General features: G+C 72.0%; 9 protein-coding genes and 1 pseudogene (1 of these 10 only partly in view). 6 read left to right on the top strand and 4 right to left on the bottom strand.

Going from position 1 to position 14,614, the window contains the following annotated elements; genetic code table 11:
• Positions 1-105 precede the first annotated feature (105 nt).
• Entirely contained in the window at positions 106-669 is a 564-nt protein-coding gene (locus tag ACX9TP_RS28245) for a hypothetical protein (RefSeq protein ID WP_482973734.1), read from the top strand.
• Positions 670-735: 66 nt separating this feature from the next.
• On the opposite strand, the gene ACX9TP_RS28240 is transcribed toward ACX9TP_RS28245, so the two are convergent.
• The 3 genes and pseudogenes from ACX9TP_RS28240 to ACX9TP_RS28230 all read right to left on the bottom strand — a co-directional run bounded on the left by ACX9TP_RS28240 (position 736) and on the right by ACX9TP_RS28230 (position 2,607).
• Positions 736-1,287 (bottom strand): glutathione peroxidase, encoded by a 552-nt coding sequence (locus ACX9TP_RS28240; protein ID WP_482973733.1) that lies wholly within the window; start codon positions 1,285-1,287, stop codon positions 736-738.
• A gap of 89 nt (positions 1,288-1,376) precedes the next feature.
• Positions 1,377-2,135, bottom strand: coding sequence for a DUF5953 family protein (locus ACX9TP_RS28235; RefSeq protein ID WP_482973732.1), 759 nt, complete (start codon positions 2,133-2,135; stop codon positions 1,377-1,379).
• A 1-nt stretch (position 2,136) separates the two neighbouring features.
• Positions 2,137-2,607, bottom strand: a pseudogene (locus tag ACX9TP_RS28230) (DUF6310 domain-containing protein).
• A 505-nt stretch (positions 2,608-3,112) separates the two neighbouring features.
• Here ACX9TP_RS28230 and ACX9TP_RS28225 point away from each other — a divergent pair.
• The 3 genes from ACX9TP_RS28225 to ACX9TP_RS28215 all read left to right on the top strand — a co-directional run bounded on the left by ACX9TP_RS28225 (position 3,113) and on the right by ACX9TP_RS28215 (position 7,030).
• Complete coding sequence (locus tag ACX9TP_RS28225; RefSeq protein ID WP_482973731.1) at positions 3,113-4,069, top strand: hypothetical protein; 957 nt, start codon at positions 3,113-3,115, stop codon at positions 4,067-4,069.
• A gap of 105 nt (positions 4,070-4,174) precedes the next feature.
• Positions 4,175-6,622: a PQQ-dependent sugar dehydrogenase gene (locus ACX9TP_RS28220; RefSeq protein ID WP_482973730.1), complete on the top strand. Its 2,448-nt coding sequence runs from the start codon at positions 4,175-4,177 to the stop codon at positions 6,620-6,622.
• 165 nt (positions 6,623-6,787) lie between these two features.
• Positions 6,788-7,030, top strand: a complete 243-nt coding sequence (locus tag ACX9TP_RS28215) for a hypothetical protein (protein ID WP_482973729.1) — start codon at positions 6,788-6,790, stop codon at positions 7,028-7,030.
• A 28-nt stretch (positions 7,031-7,058) separates the two neighbouring features.
• Here the strand turns inward: ACX9TP_RS28215 and ACX9TP_RS28210 are convergent, their stop codons facing one another.
• Positions 7,059-8,015, bottom strand: a complete 957-nt coding sequence (locus ACX9TP_RS28210) for a peptidylprolyl isomerase (RefSeq protein WP_482973728.1) — start codon at positions 8,013-8,015, stop codon at positions 7,059-7,061.
• 196 nt (positions 8,016-8,211) lie between these two features.
• Between ACX9TP_RS28210 and ACX9TP_RS28205 the strand changes: the two genes are divergently transcribed.
• Positions 8,212-9,117 carry a peptidylprolyl isomerase gene (locus ACX9TP_RS28205; RefSeq protein WP_482973727.1) on the top strand — a complete coding sequence of 302 codons (906 nt, stop codon included), beginning with the start codon at positions 8,212-8,214 and terminating at the stop codon, positions 9,115-9,117.
• Between the two features lie 25 nt (positions 9,118-9,142).
• Positions 9,143-14,614, top strand: partial view of an Ig-like domain-containing protein gene (locus ACX9TP_RS28200; protein WP_482973726.1) — the 5' end (the start) only. It continues 26,556 nt past the right edge of the window; only the first 5,472 of its 32,028 coding nucleotides appear in the window; its start codon is at positions 9,143-9,145; its stop codon lies beyond the right edge, outside the window.

Below are 14,614 nucleotides of genomic sequence, written 5' to 3'. Positions count from 1 at the left end.
GGACGTGGCCAAAGGCCCCGCGGGCGGGTCTCCCTGTCGCAACACCGCCCTCATCAGGGTGCGTCAGGCCGAGCGCGCCCGCTCTCTCGAAGTGAGCCCTTGAAAATGAACCGTATTCTTCCGCTCGTGTTGTGCGCCGCGCTCTCGCTCATGGGCTGCGGAGACGATGCGGTGTCGTACTCGGCGCCCGTCGGCATCAACCTCAAGGCCAAGTCGTCCGACACGGTCAACGCCACCGTCACCGCCCAGAAGGGCATCTCGACCGAGTCGGGCAACCCCTTCAAGGTCTTCGTCGATGACGCTCGCAGGGCGCTGGAGGGCCAGTCGCCCTCTCGCGTGGAGCTCGCCACGCTCACGCTCACCCTGGGCGCTGGCAGCGTGGGCGTGGCCTCGCTCGCGGAGGTCTTCAGTGGCCGCGTGGAGACCCTCTTCCGCATGGACGAGTCCAACAACACCTACGTCGCGGGCCATGTGGAGAACCCCACGGGCAGCGGCCCGGTCTCGTTCCTCGTCGACTTCGACTCGACGGCGATGGCGCCGGACGACTACACCCGCTTCCTCGACGGCAAGTTCAACGTGGTGCTGCGTGGCCCGGCTGCCTCCAGCTTCATGAGCAAGGGAGCGGAGGTCGACTTCCAGTCCACCTTCTCCTTCACCGCGTTCGAGTAGGTCGCCGCCATCATCATGGCGGCGACGCCTCGGTGAAGCAGCGCGCGGGCCACCGAGGCTGAGCGGTCAGGCCTGCTTCGCCAGCTCCGCGTCGATGGCCTGGAGGAGGCGGGGGTCTTCCGCCGTCACGTCCGGGGCGAAGCGCCCCGCGACGCGGCCATCCCGGCCGATGAGGAACTTCTCGAAGTTCCACTGCACCTCGGGGACCGGATTCGGCTGGATGCCGTAGCCCTGGAGCCGCGCGCGCATCGGCCCTTCGCCCGTGGCAGCGGGGAAGGCACGGGTCAGCTCGCGATAGAGCGGGTGCTGCTTCTCTCCCACCACGGCGACCTTCGAGAACAGCGGGAACTTCACGTCGTAGGTCAGCTTGCAGAACTCCTGGATCTCCGCCTCGGTGCCGGGCTCCTGGCCGAGGAAGTCGTTGGACGGGAAGCCGAGCACCTCCAGCCCCTGGTCGCGCTTGCGCTCGTAGAGCTTCTCCAGTCCTTCGTACTGGGGCGTCAGCCCGCACTTGGACGCCACGTTGACCACCAACAGGACCTTGCCCTTGAACGGGGTGAGGGTCTGCGCGGTACCTTGAATGGAGGTAAGGGGGATGTCGTAGAGGTTCTGGCTCATGCACCGGCTCGGGTTCGGGTGGGGGGGACGACATGAAGAGCGCATACCCTGGTGGGGGCGGTCGACCCTGCCTTCCTTCGGGGGCAGACTCAAGGGGTTGAGCGTCCGCCGATCTCCGGGAAGCGCTCGTAGGCGCGCAGGAGCGCTTCGAGGTGCGCCGGGTTGTCGAGCTCGAGCGGCGCATCCGTGAGCGGAACGACCCATCCGCCTGTCGCAGTGCGCCGGGCCCGCGAGAGCAGGTCTTCGTCGCGCGAGGAGTCCGGGAATCCGATGGCCCGTGCGGTGGCGGCCGACCAGAAGTTCAGCCACCCCAGGCGATGTGGAATCTCAGGCGAACGGATGTCCCATGGAAGCTTGAGTGCTGGCAGCCCACGGGGCGGGCGGGGCGGCCCTGCAAGCGTGGGGCTCGTCTGCTCCCCGATGTCACCGGCTGGGCGTCCAGGCGTCGCCTGTCCCCACAGGGCGCGTGTGCTCTCCGCCACCCGCTCCAGCAGGTCCGCTGCTGCCCCGAGGCCCTGCGCATCCAGTGGCCACTCCGCGTGGACCTCGAGAAGGCGCTGGCCCCCCGGATTCTGGCTGGCGGGCGGTTCCGACCAGGTGAGCGTGACGAGGCTGCTCTCATCGTCATTGCTGAGCAGTGGAAACGCACCGGTTCTCACGCCTTCAGTCATCCACTCGTCGCGACCCGGTAGGGGAATGAATCGGCCCGCGTCCGAAATCGTCCAGCCCAGCCGCAGGCCGGGAAGCGCGTGTTCCATGGCGTGGGCAACAGCCACCGGGCGACGGTCGTCGCCCGTGAGTGCTGGCGCGTAGACCCTGAGCAGGAGGGAGTCTTTCGACGCTTCCATTTCAGCACCAGTCCATGACGACAATCGTGAGGGATGGGTCCGAGTCTCGCAGCACAGCCCGATGCGTTGCGCTGCGTACGCCCACGGCGAACCGACACCCGCAGGCATTTGCGAGGTCGCGTTCGCGCTGCAGCTCCGTCACCTGTTTTGCGATCACAATCTTCCGGAGGGCCGCTGTTTACGTGTCGAAGTTGTCGGTCTTGACCTCCCACAGCACGCCTGCGGGGATTTGCATCGCGTCGAAGCGCTTGCCGTTGACGAGCACGTCAAAGCCACTGAGGCCGTTCAATGGGACCTTGTCTGCACACTGATTGTGCAGGGGATCTCCGCCCAGGTGCGGAACGACTTCAGGAATGCACTCAGGGCGGGGAACCGAGGTTGCCGGAACCGGCGGGGCCCGGTTTGAGCCGGACTTTTCCGGTGAGGGGGACGCTCCCGGCTCTTCCTGTGGCTGCGCGGCAGGATCCACCATGATGGTTGCAGGAGGCGTCAGGCCGACGGGCACCGGAAACGCGATGGGCTTTGGCGCGGCGAGGGGCGCAACCCATGGAATGGCGATCTGCTCCAGTGGCTTCGGCTCCGTCGAAGCGCACGCGGAAAGCAGGAGCAGAAGCGCGCTACACGGTCGGAAATCCAAGGACGACGTCCTTTCATGTGGTGCCCAGGTTGACGCGCACGAGCCCTGCCTGTCACGCGTCAATTGCGGCGCCTCACTACGACTCCTGCATCCTTGCTGTACGAGGGCCGGCTACCAGATGAACCAGGAGCCCCTCCGCGGCGCGGGCATGCGGCGCAGTAACCGGCGAACGCTTGGACCGGGAAGGCCGGCGGACGACTGCATGCCACCCCGCGCCCTCGTCGCCAGGCCGGTCTGCCGTGGTGCGGACTGGTTGCCCCGACCCCGGTCCGTCCTCACTCTTCCTTCACGGGCTCTCTACAGCCGCGGCCGTCGTGCTGGCGGGAAGGATGGAACGCTGATGGGCAAGGAATCGCGAGCGAGCCCGGTGGAGGCCCTTCGCAACCTGGCCCTGGGGCTCGAACGGCTGGCCGCGCGCGAGGCCGTGGTCGGCGCGGTGAGCGGCGCGGCGGATGGGCTGCGCAAGGAGATGCCGGAGCTCGATGGTCAGCTTCGCGGCCTCCTTCAGGACGTGCTGACGGTGGTCGGCCGCCTGGTGCATGACGCCGCCCAGCACGAGCACGTGGAGCCGGGCGGGGTGGCCCATGCCATGGCCAGCGCCGCCACGCAGGGCGCCCTGGAGGCGCTGGAGCGGGAATGGCAGGACGGCGGCCTGCCCTTCCATGCCTTCGCGGAGCGCATCAACCGCCTCCTGGATGGCGTGGCGTCCTATGCCCGGCACCGCACCGAGGAGATTCGCACCCCGGGAGAGCGCGCGCAGGTCATGGCCCGGGGCATGGTGAAGGCGGTTACAGAAGAGCTTCATGCGGCCGCGCCGGGACTCGTCGAGGACGCGCGGAGGTTCGCTCCCGCCGGGGCGGAGATTGCCTCCAAGATTGGCAGAGGCGTCGCCGACGGCCTCGGGTCGAAGCTGCGAGAGGACTCCGATGCGCTCGTGGGCCTGCTCGAGCGCGCGGGCCGTGGACTGGTGCGCGGAGTGGCCGAGGGCATTCGCGAGGAGGTGGCGAAGCGCCCCGCGGACACGGGAGCCGCGCTGGTCTCCTCCCTGGAGACGCTCGCCGAGCGCGCCGCCGCGGCGACCGTGCGAGGCGCGAGCGGGGCGCTCGAGGTCCAGGGGCACCGCTGGCGGGAGGCCCTTCGGCGTGACGGCCTCGTGCGCAAGGCCAGCCGCGAGCTCGTGGGCGGCGCGCTGGAGGCACTCGGGACGGGACTGCGCCGTCCCGTGATGGCCGTGGTGGGCGCGGGCAGCGCGCTGGTGGCCCTGTCGGTGCTGGCGGTGCGGTGGCGCACGGCCTGAGCGGCTGACACCTTGCCGCGGGTGGTGACAAAGACCCACGGCCAGAGTGCCGCTGGTCAGGCGCGGTCCAGACCCCAGCTTCCCGGCTCCCTTCGCGGAGTGTGCATGAAAGTCCCGGGTCGCTGGACGCGCGCAAGCGCCATCTGTCTCTTCGTCTGTCTTTCCTGGAGCCTGCTCGCGCACGCGCAACCACCCGCGGGCTTCGCGATGGAGGTGGTGGCCTCGGGCCTCCAATTTCCAACCACGTTCGCCGCGCTCCCGGACGGACGCCTCCTCATCGCGGAGAAGGCCGGCGTCGTCCGGCTCTTCAAGAACGGGGTGCTCCAGCCCACGCCCTTCATCGACCTCCAGGCACGCGTGAATTCCCACCATGACCGGGGCCTCCTCGGGCTCGCGGTGGACCCCGCCTTCGCCACCAATGGCTTCGTCTATCTGCTCTACACCTACGACGATGACGCCACGGACGACAGCGGCCGGAAGACCGCGCGCCTCGCCCGGTACACGGCGGCGGGGGACACGGCCTCGCCGTCCAGCGAGTACATCCTGCTGGGCACCACCGTGGGCACCTCCTGCAATGACTTTCCCCCGGGCACCGACTGCATCCCCTCCGACAGCGCCTCCCACAGCGTGGGCAACGTCCGCTTCGCGCCGGATGGCACGCTCTTCGTGACGCTGGGGGACGGGGCCCGCTTCGACACGGTGGATGAGGATGCCTTGCGAGCCCAGAGCCTGGACTCGCTCGCGGGCAAGGTGCTGCACATCAACCGCCAGGGGCAGGGCGTGCCGTCGAATCCGTTCTGGAATGGCGATGCCAATGCCAACCGCTCGAAGGTCTGGGCCTACGGGCTGCGCAACCCCTATCGCTTCAATCTGCGCCCCGACACGGGCGTGCCGTACCTGGGCGACGTCGGCTGGGGGACCTACGAGGAAATCAACGTCGCGAGCGCCGGGGCCAACCTCGGCTGGCCCTGCTACGAGGGGGACTTCCGCCAGCCCGGCTATGAGCCCAGGCCCCCCTGCCAGGCGCTCTACGCCCGGGGCCCGTCCGCCGTGAAGCGTCCGCTGTATGTCTGGGACCACGGGGTCGGCCAGACGGCCACGGGCGGGGCCTTCTACACGGGCGCGGCGTATCCGGAAGCGTGGCGCGGCGCCTACTTCTTCGCCGACTACGCCCAGCGCTGGATTCGGGCCCTGCGCGTGGACGCGAATGACAACCTCGTCCCCGGCAGCGTCACGACGTTCGCGACCGACGTGGGCGGAATCGTCGCGCTCGACGTCGGGCCGGACTCCAACCTCTTCTACGTCGACATCCTCGCGGGTGAGCTGCGCCGCATCCGCTACACGGCGGGCAACACGCCTCCCACCGCGGTGGCCTCGGCCACGCCCACCTCCGGCGACCTGCCGCTGCTCGTGCGGTTCTCCAGCGCGGGCACCCAGGACCCGGATGGAGACGCGCTCCAGTACTCGTGGGACTTCGGGGATGGCGCCGTGTCCAGCCTCGCCCACCCCGAGCACACCTACGCCACGCGCGGCATCTACACGGCCCGCCTGAGCGTGAGCGACGGGCGCGGCGGCAGCCACGCCGCCACCGTGCGCATCGCGGCCGGGCACCGGGCTCCTGTCGTCTCCATCACCGCGCCATCACCGACGTACCGGTTCAGCGTGGGCGACGTGGTGGCGTACTCCGGCGGCGCGAGCGACGCGGAGGACGGCCCCATCCCCGGTGACAGGTTGCGCTGGACGCTCACGCTCCAGCATTGCTCCGGCGGGACGTGCCACGCGCATCCCTACGCCACGAGCACCGGCCCGAGCGGTACGTTCACCGTCCCGGACCACGGGGACGAGGTCTTCTTCCAGCTCACGCTCACCGCGACGGACTCGACGGGGCTGACGGGCTCGAGCACCGTGGCGATTCACCCCCGCACGGTGCAGCTCACGCTGGAGACGTCACCTCCCGGGCTGGAGGTGGTGTTCGATGGGACGTCGGGCCCGTCGCCCCGGGTGCGCACGGCCATCGTCGGCTCCACGCATACCCTCTATGCGCCCTCGCCCCAGGGCGGCGCGTACTTCCAGGCGTGGGCGGACGGAGGGCCGCAGCAGCGCGAGGTCGTCGTCGGGAGCACCGATGCCCGCTACACGGCCCTCTTCGGGCCCGAGTCCCAGGACGAGTGCCCCGACGGCATGTACCGGGCGGAGTACTTCAACAACATGGGGCTGTCCGGCGTGCCGGCGGTGGTGCGGTGCGAGTCCGCGCCGCTCTCCCACAACTGGGGACTGGGCAGCCCGTCGCCGCCGTGGGTGGGGGCAGACGGGTTCTCCGTGCGCTGGTCCGGCCGCTTCTACCTGTTCTCCGGCGGCTACTTCTTCGCCGCCGAGGCGGATGACGGCATCCGGGTGTACCTGGACGGCAGCCGCATCATCAACGCGTGGAGGGACCAGCCGCCCACCACGTACGTGACGTGGCGCTACCTGCGCTCCGGCATGCATCGCGTCGTCGTGGAGTACTACGAGAACGGCGGAGGCGCCGTGGCGCGGCTCCGCTGGTACCGGTAGCGGGCATCCAGCTCGGAACGTCGCTGGCTGCCCAGCCGCCCAGCAGACGACCGGCCGCGCGTTCCGGCGGGGCCCTTGTTCAGTGCCTAGCATGCCTACATGCCCAGGCTCTTCTTCTCCCGGCGTGCGGAGCGTCAGCTCCAGCGACTCCCTGGGGAGGTGCGCATGCACCTCGAAACCCATTTGGAGAACCTCGCGCTCCTGCTGGGGAGCGCGGTGCCGCTGGGGCAGGTCCTGGCGCGCATGGAGCGCGACGAGGAGGGCTTCGTCACCACGGTGGAGGGCATGCGGCTGTCGTTCGCCCTCGACACCGTCCTGCGCGTGCTCCTCGTGCACTGCATCTCACCCGTCGAGACGCCGCGTGCCCCGGAAGCGCCGGGCCTCCAAGGCGCCCAGCCCTCGACCTAGCGAGCGGACGGGCGCGGGGGCCCGTAGCTCAGGGCGTCGCCGGGTGGGCCGAGCCGGCCCCGTCCGCGGTGACGGCAATCTCACCGAGCACCTTCTCGTCGACCTCCACCTTCGTCCTGCTCCGCAGCGAGGTGACGAGGTCGTCCATGAGGCGCGAGCGCTTCTCCATCTGCAGCCGGCTCTCGATGCGCGGCCTGACGGTGTCGAATGACTGCTCCAGTCCCGGCTGGCGTCCGGTGAGCTTCAGCAGGTGCAGGCCCCGCTCCGAGGCCACCTGGCCCAGCTCGCCCAGGGCGTTCAGCCCGAAGGCCGCATCCGCCACCGCCTGCCCCCACTTCGCCGCCAGCTCCTCGCGCGTCTGGTAGCCCAGGTCGCCCGCGGCCTCCTTCGACGCCGCGTCGTCCGAGCGCGTGCGCGCCAGCTCCGCGAAGGCCACCTTCACCGGCCCCGCCTCCTGGCGCTTCACCTCGCCCAGGAGCTTGTCCGCCTCCGCCTTCACCGCCGCGCGCTTCGCGTCGTTGCTCGTCGAGGCGAGGAACACCTGGCTCACCCGGACCTTCTCCGGCCGCACGAATTCGCCCAGGTGCTCCTGGTAGTACTTGCGCAGCTCCTCCTCCGCGAGCGGCGTGGCCGCGGCCGTCGCCGCGTGCTTCTGCATCAGCCGCTGCACGATGAGCTTCTCCAGCGTCGCCTTCACCTCGGGGTCCTGCTCCAACCCCTGCCTGCGCGCCTCCTGCACCAGCAGCTCGAAGCGAACGAGGTTGTCGAGGAACTCCTTCTTCGACGCCAGCGAGGTGTAGCGGGAGCGCAGCACCGGGGGCTGCTCCTCCAGCCGCGCCTGGAACCCGCTCGCGGTGATGACGCCGTCTCCCACCTTCGCCACCACCGGGTCCGCCTTGCCCCCGGACGCCTCCGAACCTCCCGAACCCTTGCAAGCACAGACGAGCAACACCGCGACTGTGACTATGGGTCTGAAGAGACTCATGGGTGTGATTCCTGACTTATGTGGGGCAGGTAGGGACAAACCCCGTGCTGCAGTGCCAGTGGGACACGCGATTTCAGTAGCAAATGACGCGTGGATTCACAATTGGCGGCACATTGCAGACCAGTTGAATTCCTCGTGACAGATCGCGGACGATAGCCAGCACACCAGGTGCGCCACCACGTCGACGGAGCGTCGTTTGTCATACATCGGGTACAGCCGCTGGCTCGTCGTGACGCTCGCGCTGATGGGCTGCGAGGGGCGCCAGTCCGGGGACGCCCGTGGCTCCGTGGCGGACGCCGGCGCGGCGTCGGGAGACGTGGTCGCCCGGTACAAGGGCGGCGCCATCACCCGCGAGGAATTGGTGCGTGAGTCGCGGAGGCTGCCTCCGGCGCTGCGCGAGCAGTTCGAGAGTCCGGTGGGGCAGGAGGAGTTCGCCCGCTCGCTGGTGGACAAGCGGCTGCTGGTGGAGGAGGCGCGGCGTCGCGGGCTCGCGGAGCAGCAGGACATCGCCCGGCAGGTGCGGGAGCTGGAGGAGCGGCTCCTCGTCCAGGCGCTGCTGGCGGAGGAGGAGCGCGGCGCGGGGCCCGCGACGGAGCAGGAGCTGCGCGCCTGGTACGACGCGCACCGGTCCGAGCTGCGCCAGCCGGAGCGCGTCCACCTGGCGCGCGTGCTGGCGTCCACTGGAGGCGGCAGCGCGGCGGAGCGCTCGCGAGCGCGGGCCCGGGCGGAGGAGTTCGCGCGGCGCCTGCGGGCCGGGGAGCCCCTGGCGCGCGTGCAGTCCGCCGGAGACGGGCCCGAGCGGGCCCGGGCGGGGGACATGGGGATGTTCGCCCGGGGCGAGCTGAAGGACGCGCGGCTGGAGGAGGCGGCCTTCGCGCTGCGCACCACCGGGCAGGTGTCCGCGGTGGTGGAGACGGCGGAGGGGTTCGCCGTGCTCCAGCTCCTGGAGCGGCGGGGGGAGCGCATTCCTCCGTTCGAGGAGGTGCGCGCGGAAGTCGAGGGGCGGCTAGCGCCGTCGCGCCAGCGCCGGGTTTTCGATGCGTTGCGGACGCGCCTGAGGGGCGCCGCGGATGTGCACGTCGAGGTATCAGCGCGTCCCTGACGCGCGGGGCAGAGGGGGAAGTCACATGCAGCCACGTCGCGCGCCGCGCCTGGGGGCGCTGGGCGTCCTGTGCGCGGTTCTCGTCTGTGTCGTGCCCGCTCTGGCCATGGGGCAGGCCGCGCCGTCCGTCGTGTCCGTGTATCCCCTCCGCCCGCTCCAGGCCGGGGCGCGGACCGTGGAGCTCGGCTTCGAGGTGGAGGGCTCCGCCGCCCAGGTGGTGGTGAGCGTCAAGGGCACCTCCGCCACGGCGGGCGCATTCGTCGACCTTGCCCGGGCCGTCGTGTCGCGGGACATGGCCGGTGCCGTTCCCTTCCACATCCTGGTGCCGCTGACGGCCGAGCTGCCGGCGGACGGGCGGCTGGAAATCACCGCCGAGCCCGTGGCGGCCGAGGGCGCGCAGGTGACGCCGGTGCAGGTGGTGCTCGACGGAAACGCGCCTCCGCCCGGCTTCGGGGCGAATGCGGTGAAGGTCCGGGCCTCGCCGGGCTCCGGCGAGCTGCTGGTGGACGTGGCGTACCAGGGCACCCTCGCGCGCGTGGAGCTGACGTTGCTGGGTGCCTCGGCGGAGCTCTTGCGCACGCTGAAGGGGGACCTGGAGGAGGCCGAGGCCCACTCCTTCGCCACGGCCCGCCGCAAGGTGGCGCGGCCCCGGCTGACCACGCCCGGCCAGGTGACGTTCTCCGTGCCCGTCACCGCGGAGCGCATCCCCGTGGACGGCGTGGTGGTGGTGGACGTGGCGCTGGTGGACCCGTACGACCGGGTGGTGCACACGTCCGAGGTGGAGTTCACCGACTCCACCGCGTTCGACCCGGTGCTGGCGCTGCGCGCCGGGCCCTCGCCGCTGCTGCTGTCGGAGGGCTTCGGCCAGCGCGAGCCGCTCAAGGTGTTCGCCGACTTCGCCATCGCCGGAGAGGTGGACGTCAGCGGCGGCGCGAATGGCGCCACGTACGAGTCCTCCGACGAGTCGGTGGCGGTGGTGACGCGGGAAGGGCACGTGGTGGCTCGCGCCAACGGCGAGGCCCAGGTGACGGCGCGGTACGCGGGCTACACGGCCACGGTGTCGGTGGTGGTGGACTCCACCGCGCAGCTGCAAGAGCTCGTCATCCTCCCCGTCGCGCCGTCCATCCCCCACGTGGAGGGCTCGGTGGCGCTGCGGCTGGAGGGCCTGCTCACCTCCGGCCGGCGGGTGGACCTGACGCCCGCGGCCGTCGGGACGAAGTGGAGCGTGGAGGACCCGAGCACGCTGAGGGTGTCTCCGGACGGCAAGGTGACGTCGCTGCGGCCCGGCCCGGCGCGCGTCGTCGCCACGTACCCGGGCCAGCCGCCGGTGTCCGTCATGGTGGAGGCCCTGGACGCGCCGCCCGAGGTGCGGCTCACCGCGCCCGCGACGGTGGTGGCCGGTGGCAGCCTCGAGGTGAAGGCCGTGGCCACGGACGACGTGGGCGTGGCGCGGGTGGACTTCCTGGTCAACGGCGTCCCCACCGTCTCGGACACGTCGCCGCCCTACGTGCTCCAGGTGAAGGCGCCTCCGTATGGCGGCAGCCCCCTGGTGCTGTCGGCGCGCGTGGTGGACACCGCCGGCCAGCAGGCGCAGTCCGCCGAGGCGCGGGTGCAGGTGACGGGCGCGCGAGCGCCCAGCTCGCGCTCGGTGGTGTACGAGGCGCCGCTGGCCGGTGAGCTCCTCGTCGCCGGGCTGCCCCGGACGCTGCGGGTGACGAGCGGCGACTGGCGCGGCGGCACCCTGAGCGCCAGCGACTTCCAGGTCGTCCGCTTCACCGTGGATGACGCGGCGCTGGGCGTGGCGAGCGCCCCCCGCGTGGAGGTGCGGATGCGGGAGACGGACAAGGGCCCCGTGCCCGTCCTCGTCCCGCTGTGGGAAGTCACCTACGTGCCGTCGAGGACGGCGGCGGGCACCTCCGCCATCATCCGGGCCACGGCCGTGGACGGCTCCGGGGCCGAAGTTCCGGTGGAGGCGCTGCCGGTCCGCATCGTCGCGGACTCCGCGCCGCTCATCACCCTGCGCCAGCCGGTGGGCCCCATGGCGGACGCCACCGTGGGCGTGCCGCTGGGCGTCGCGGGCTCGGTGGGGGACGACGCGCTGGCCTTCGGCGTGGACGTGCGGCTGCTGGTGGACGGCGCCGTCGTGGCCAGCACGCGGCTGACGAAGGGGGGCCTGGCCGGGACGCCGTCGGGCTCGCAGGACTTCTCCTTCAGCTGGACTCCGCCCGCCTCCAGCCTGGGCCGGCAGCTGAAGGTGGAGGTGCAGGCGCTCGACGTGGGTGGCAACGAGCGCCGCGCCGTCTTCCAGGCGGTGGTGCGCGCGGACCAGCCGCCGCAGGTCTCCATCCACTCGCCCATCAACCAGAGCAGCCTCATCGCCGGCTCCCGCATGGTGCTCACCGCGGCCACGCAGGACGACTCGGGCCGGCCCGTGCAGGTGACGTGGTTCGTCAACGGCGCGCCGGTGGGCCTGTCCAGCGTGCCTCCGTACCTCACCACCTTCGGCGTGCCCGCCTCCGCCGCGGGCCAGACGTTCACCGTGGAGGCCGTGGCGCGCGACTCCTCCGGGCAGGAGACGAAGGCCCGTGCCACGGTGTTCGCCACGCCGGACGTCACGCCGCCCTCGCTGGCCATCGTCTCTCCCGCGGAGAGCGCGCGAATCGTGCGCACGCAGGACCTGCTCGTCAGCGTGGCGGGCCTGGACGACGTGGAGGTGAAGCGGGTGGAGCTGCTCCTGGACGGGGAGGTGCTCCACACGGACTCCACCCCGGCGCCCAACGCGGGCGTGCCGGGCTCCTTCGTCACCCACGCCGTGATTCCGGCGGCCCTGCTGCAGGGGCACGCGGACCACCGCCTCCGCGCGCGCGCCTACGACTCCTCCGACAACGTGGGCTTCTCGCCCGAGGTGCTGGTGCACGCGGTGGCCGACGAGGCGCCCACCGTGGCCTTCCTCCGGCCCCTGGCGGGCACGGTGGCCACGCTGGGGGCCTCCGCGGAGGTCGTCGTCGACGCGCGGGACGACGTGGCCATCAAGGCCGTCGCCCTGTTCCTGGACGGCACCGCCGTGGGCACCCGCACGCTGCCGCCGTACCGCTTCGAGGTGCCCCTCTCCGGCGCGCCGCGCGACGCGGTGCTGAGGGCGGTGGCCACCGACAGCGGGGACAGGACGACCGAGGCCACGCTGCCGCTGCGGTTGTCCGCGGACCAGAAGGCGCCGCTCGTCGGCTTCCGCGCTCCGGCCGAGGGCGCGCGCGTGTTCGCGGGCCGCACCGTGCTGGTGGAGGTGGTGGCCTCGGATGACGTGGAGGTGGCCTGGGCGGAGCTGTACGTGGGCGCCACGCGCGTGGACCGGCTGACGGGCGGCGTGCTGGAGGGGCTCTACCGCGTGTTCCGCTTCCAGCTCCCCGTGCCGGCCTCCGCCGAGGGCACGCGGTTGCAGCTGCGCGCGGTGGCGGCGGACCGCTCCGGGCTGACGGCGGAGCGCACCCAGGAGTTGCAGGTGGTGAAGGACCTGCCTCCCACCGTGACGCTGCTGGCGCCGCCGCCGGGCAGTCCGTACCGCGAGGGCGAGGACGTCCAGCTGTCGGTGGCCATGGGCGACGACGAGGGCGTCATCGGCTGGGTGGGCCAGTCCGGCGGAGTCCAGGCCGGCGCGCTGCCGCTGTCGGGGCCGATGAAGGATGTGGCCGCGCCGCAGGTCCTCGTCGTCACGGCGCCCATCATCTCCAAGGGGCAGCCGGACACGGTGGGCATCACCGTGCGCGACACCGCGGGACAGGACACCACCCGCACGGTGTCGCTCGGCATGCGGCGCGACACCCAGCCTCCCTCCGCGCTGCTGACGTCGCCGCTGTCGCCGCGCGAGGGACTGCTGGAAATCCCGGAGGGCGGCTCGCTGGGCGTGCGCGTGGAGGTGCGGGACGATGTGCGCGTCTCGCGCGTGGCGGTGCTGGTGGACGGCACGGCCCTCACCCCGGGCGGCAAGGAGCCGCTGGGCGTGGCCGAGGAGCGCTTCGAGGAGGTCCGCACCCCGGACCCGCTGGGGCCCGGCTCCATCCTCACCAGCCGCGAGTACGTGGGCACCTTCGCGGGCACCGTGCGCCTGGAGGGCGTGGCGCCCGGTGAGCACACGCTGCTGGCGCGCGCGTATGACCCGGCGGGCAACGTCACCGACACGCACGAGGTGCGCTTCCGCGTGAAGGAGTACGTGGACAGCGGCCCGCCCCGGCTGACGCTGCTCCTGTCCGGCGGCCCGGACGACACCACCTGCGTGTCCGGCACCCCGGTGAAGCTCCGCGTGTCGGCCAGCGACGACGGCGTGGTGCGCACGGTGTCCGCCAGCCTGGACGGCGTGGCGCTGGTGCTGCCGGACGTCGAGCCCGCCCCCTCCGTCGGCGCGGAGGTCTCCGTGCTCCTGCCCGTGCTGGCCGCGGGCGAGACGTCGCGGATGCTCACCTTCACCGCGCGCGCGGTGGACGCCACGGGCAAGGCGTCCGAGGCGAGCCTCACCCGCACACTGCGGCCCGATGCCGCGCCCACCGTGGCCCTGCTCGCGCCCACGGCCGGCGCCGAGCTGACGGAGGAGCGGCGCGAAGAGGTGAAGGTGGAGCTGCGGGACGACGTCTCGGTGGCGTCGGCGCTGGCGGTGCTGTCCACCACCGGAGCGCGGCTGGCCCCCGGCGTCGCGGGGGCCTTCGAGGTGCCGGCCACCGGCGCCACCGCGGGCGGCGCGACGCCGTCCGTGACGTGGAGCTTCGGGGCGGAGCAGTCCTTCCAGCTCTCCGTGGACGCGGGCCTGGTGCGCGTCCTGCCGCACGGCCCGGCGGGGCAGGGCGGCTCGTCCGGCCGCGCCGTGCTGAAGGTGGGCGCCTCGCCGTCCGGCCTGGGCGCGCGGGCGCGCGTGACGTGGCGCTACCGCGTGCACCCCGGCCAGGAGCAGTCCGCGGCCGTGGAGGACTTCCTGGCCCAAAACCCGGGCGGGCGGCGCGAGCTGGTCCTGGAGGCTCCGTCCTATTCGGCGGACCTGTCCTTCCCGGCCTCCGCGCTGGCGGTGGACGCCATCGACGTGGAGTTGCTGTCCGCTTCCGGCGCCAGCGAGCCGCTGGCCGTCACTCGCACGGGGCTCGTCTACGACAGCTCCGGCGTGCAGGTGCGGGCGGTGGCGGGCGGCGAGTGGCTCGCGGTGAGCCCGCTGGCGGCCCAGGCCCCGGTGCCGGGGCGCGTGAGCCAGGTGGCGACGCACCTGCGTCCTCCCATGGGCTGGTCGCCGCGCGCGGCGGTGCTGAGCGCGCTGGTGTGGGATGGCGCGGGCGTGGGCGCCGTCGCGACGCTGCCGGTGGGCGTGCGTCCGGACACGACGTCCCCCGTCGCGGCGGTGACGTCGCCCGCCAACGGGAGCGCCACCGTCGAGGGCGCGCCGACGGCGGTGACGCTGTCCTTCCAGGACGACGTGGAGGTGGAGTCCGCCGAGCTGCTCGTGGACGGCATCGCCTCTGAA

This window comes from Pyxidicoccus sp. M15 (assembly GCF_056858435.1).
The sequence above is the reverse complement of the archived record's forward strand: the minus strand, read 5'-3'. Positions and strand labels throughout refer to the sequence as shown.

Bases quoted from the DNA above. Each gene is read 5' to 3' on its own strand.
- ACX9TP_RS28245 (WP_482973734.1), top strand. From the start codon at position 106: ATGAACCGTATTCTTCCGCTCGTGTTGTGCGCCGCGCTCTCGCTCATG.
- ACX9TP_RS28240 (WP_482973733.1), bottom strand. From the start codon at position 1,287: ATGAGCCAGAACCTCTACGACATCCCCCTTACCTCCATTCAAGGTACC.
- ACX9TP_RS28235 (WP_482973732.1), bottom strand. From the start codon at position 2,135: ATGGAAGCGTCGAAAGACTCCCTCCTGCTCAGGGTCTACGCGCCAGCA.
- ACX9TP_RS28225 (WP_482973731.1), top strand. From the start codon at position 3,113: ATGGGCAAGGAATCGCGAGCGAGCCCGGTGGAGGCCCTTCGCAACCTG.
- ACX9TP_RS28220 (WP_482973730.1), top strand. From the start codon at position 4,175: ATGAAAGTCCCGGGTCGCTGGACGCGCGCAAGCGCCATCTGTCTCTTC.
- ACX9TP_RS28215 (WP_482973729.1), top strand. From the start codon at position 6,788: ATGCACCTCGAAACCCATTTGGAGAACCTCGCGCTCCTGCTGGGGAGC.
- ACX9TP_RS28210 (WP_482973728.1), bottom strand. From the start codon at position 8,015: ATGAGTCTCTTCAGACCCATAGTCACAGTCGCGGTGTTGCTCGTCTGT.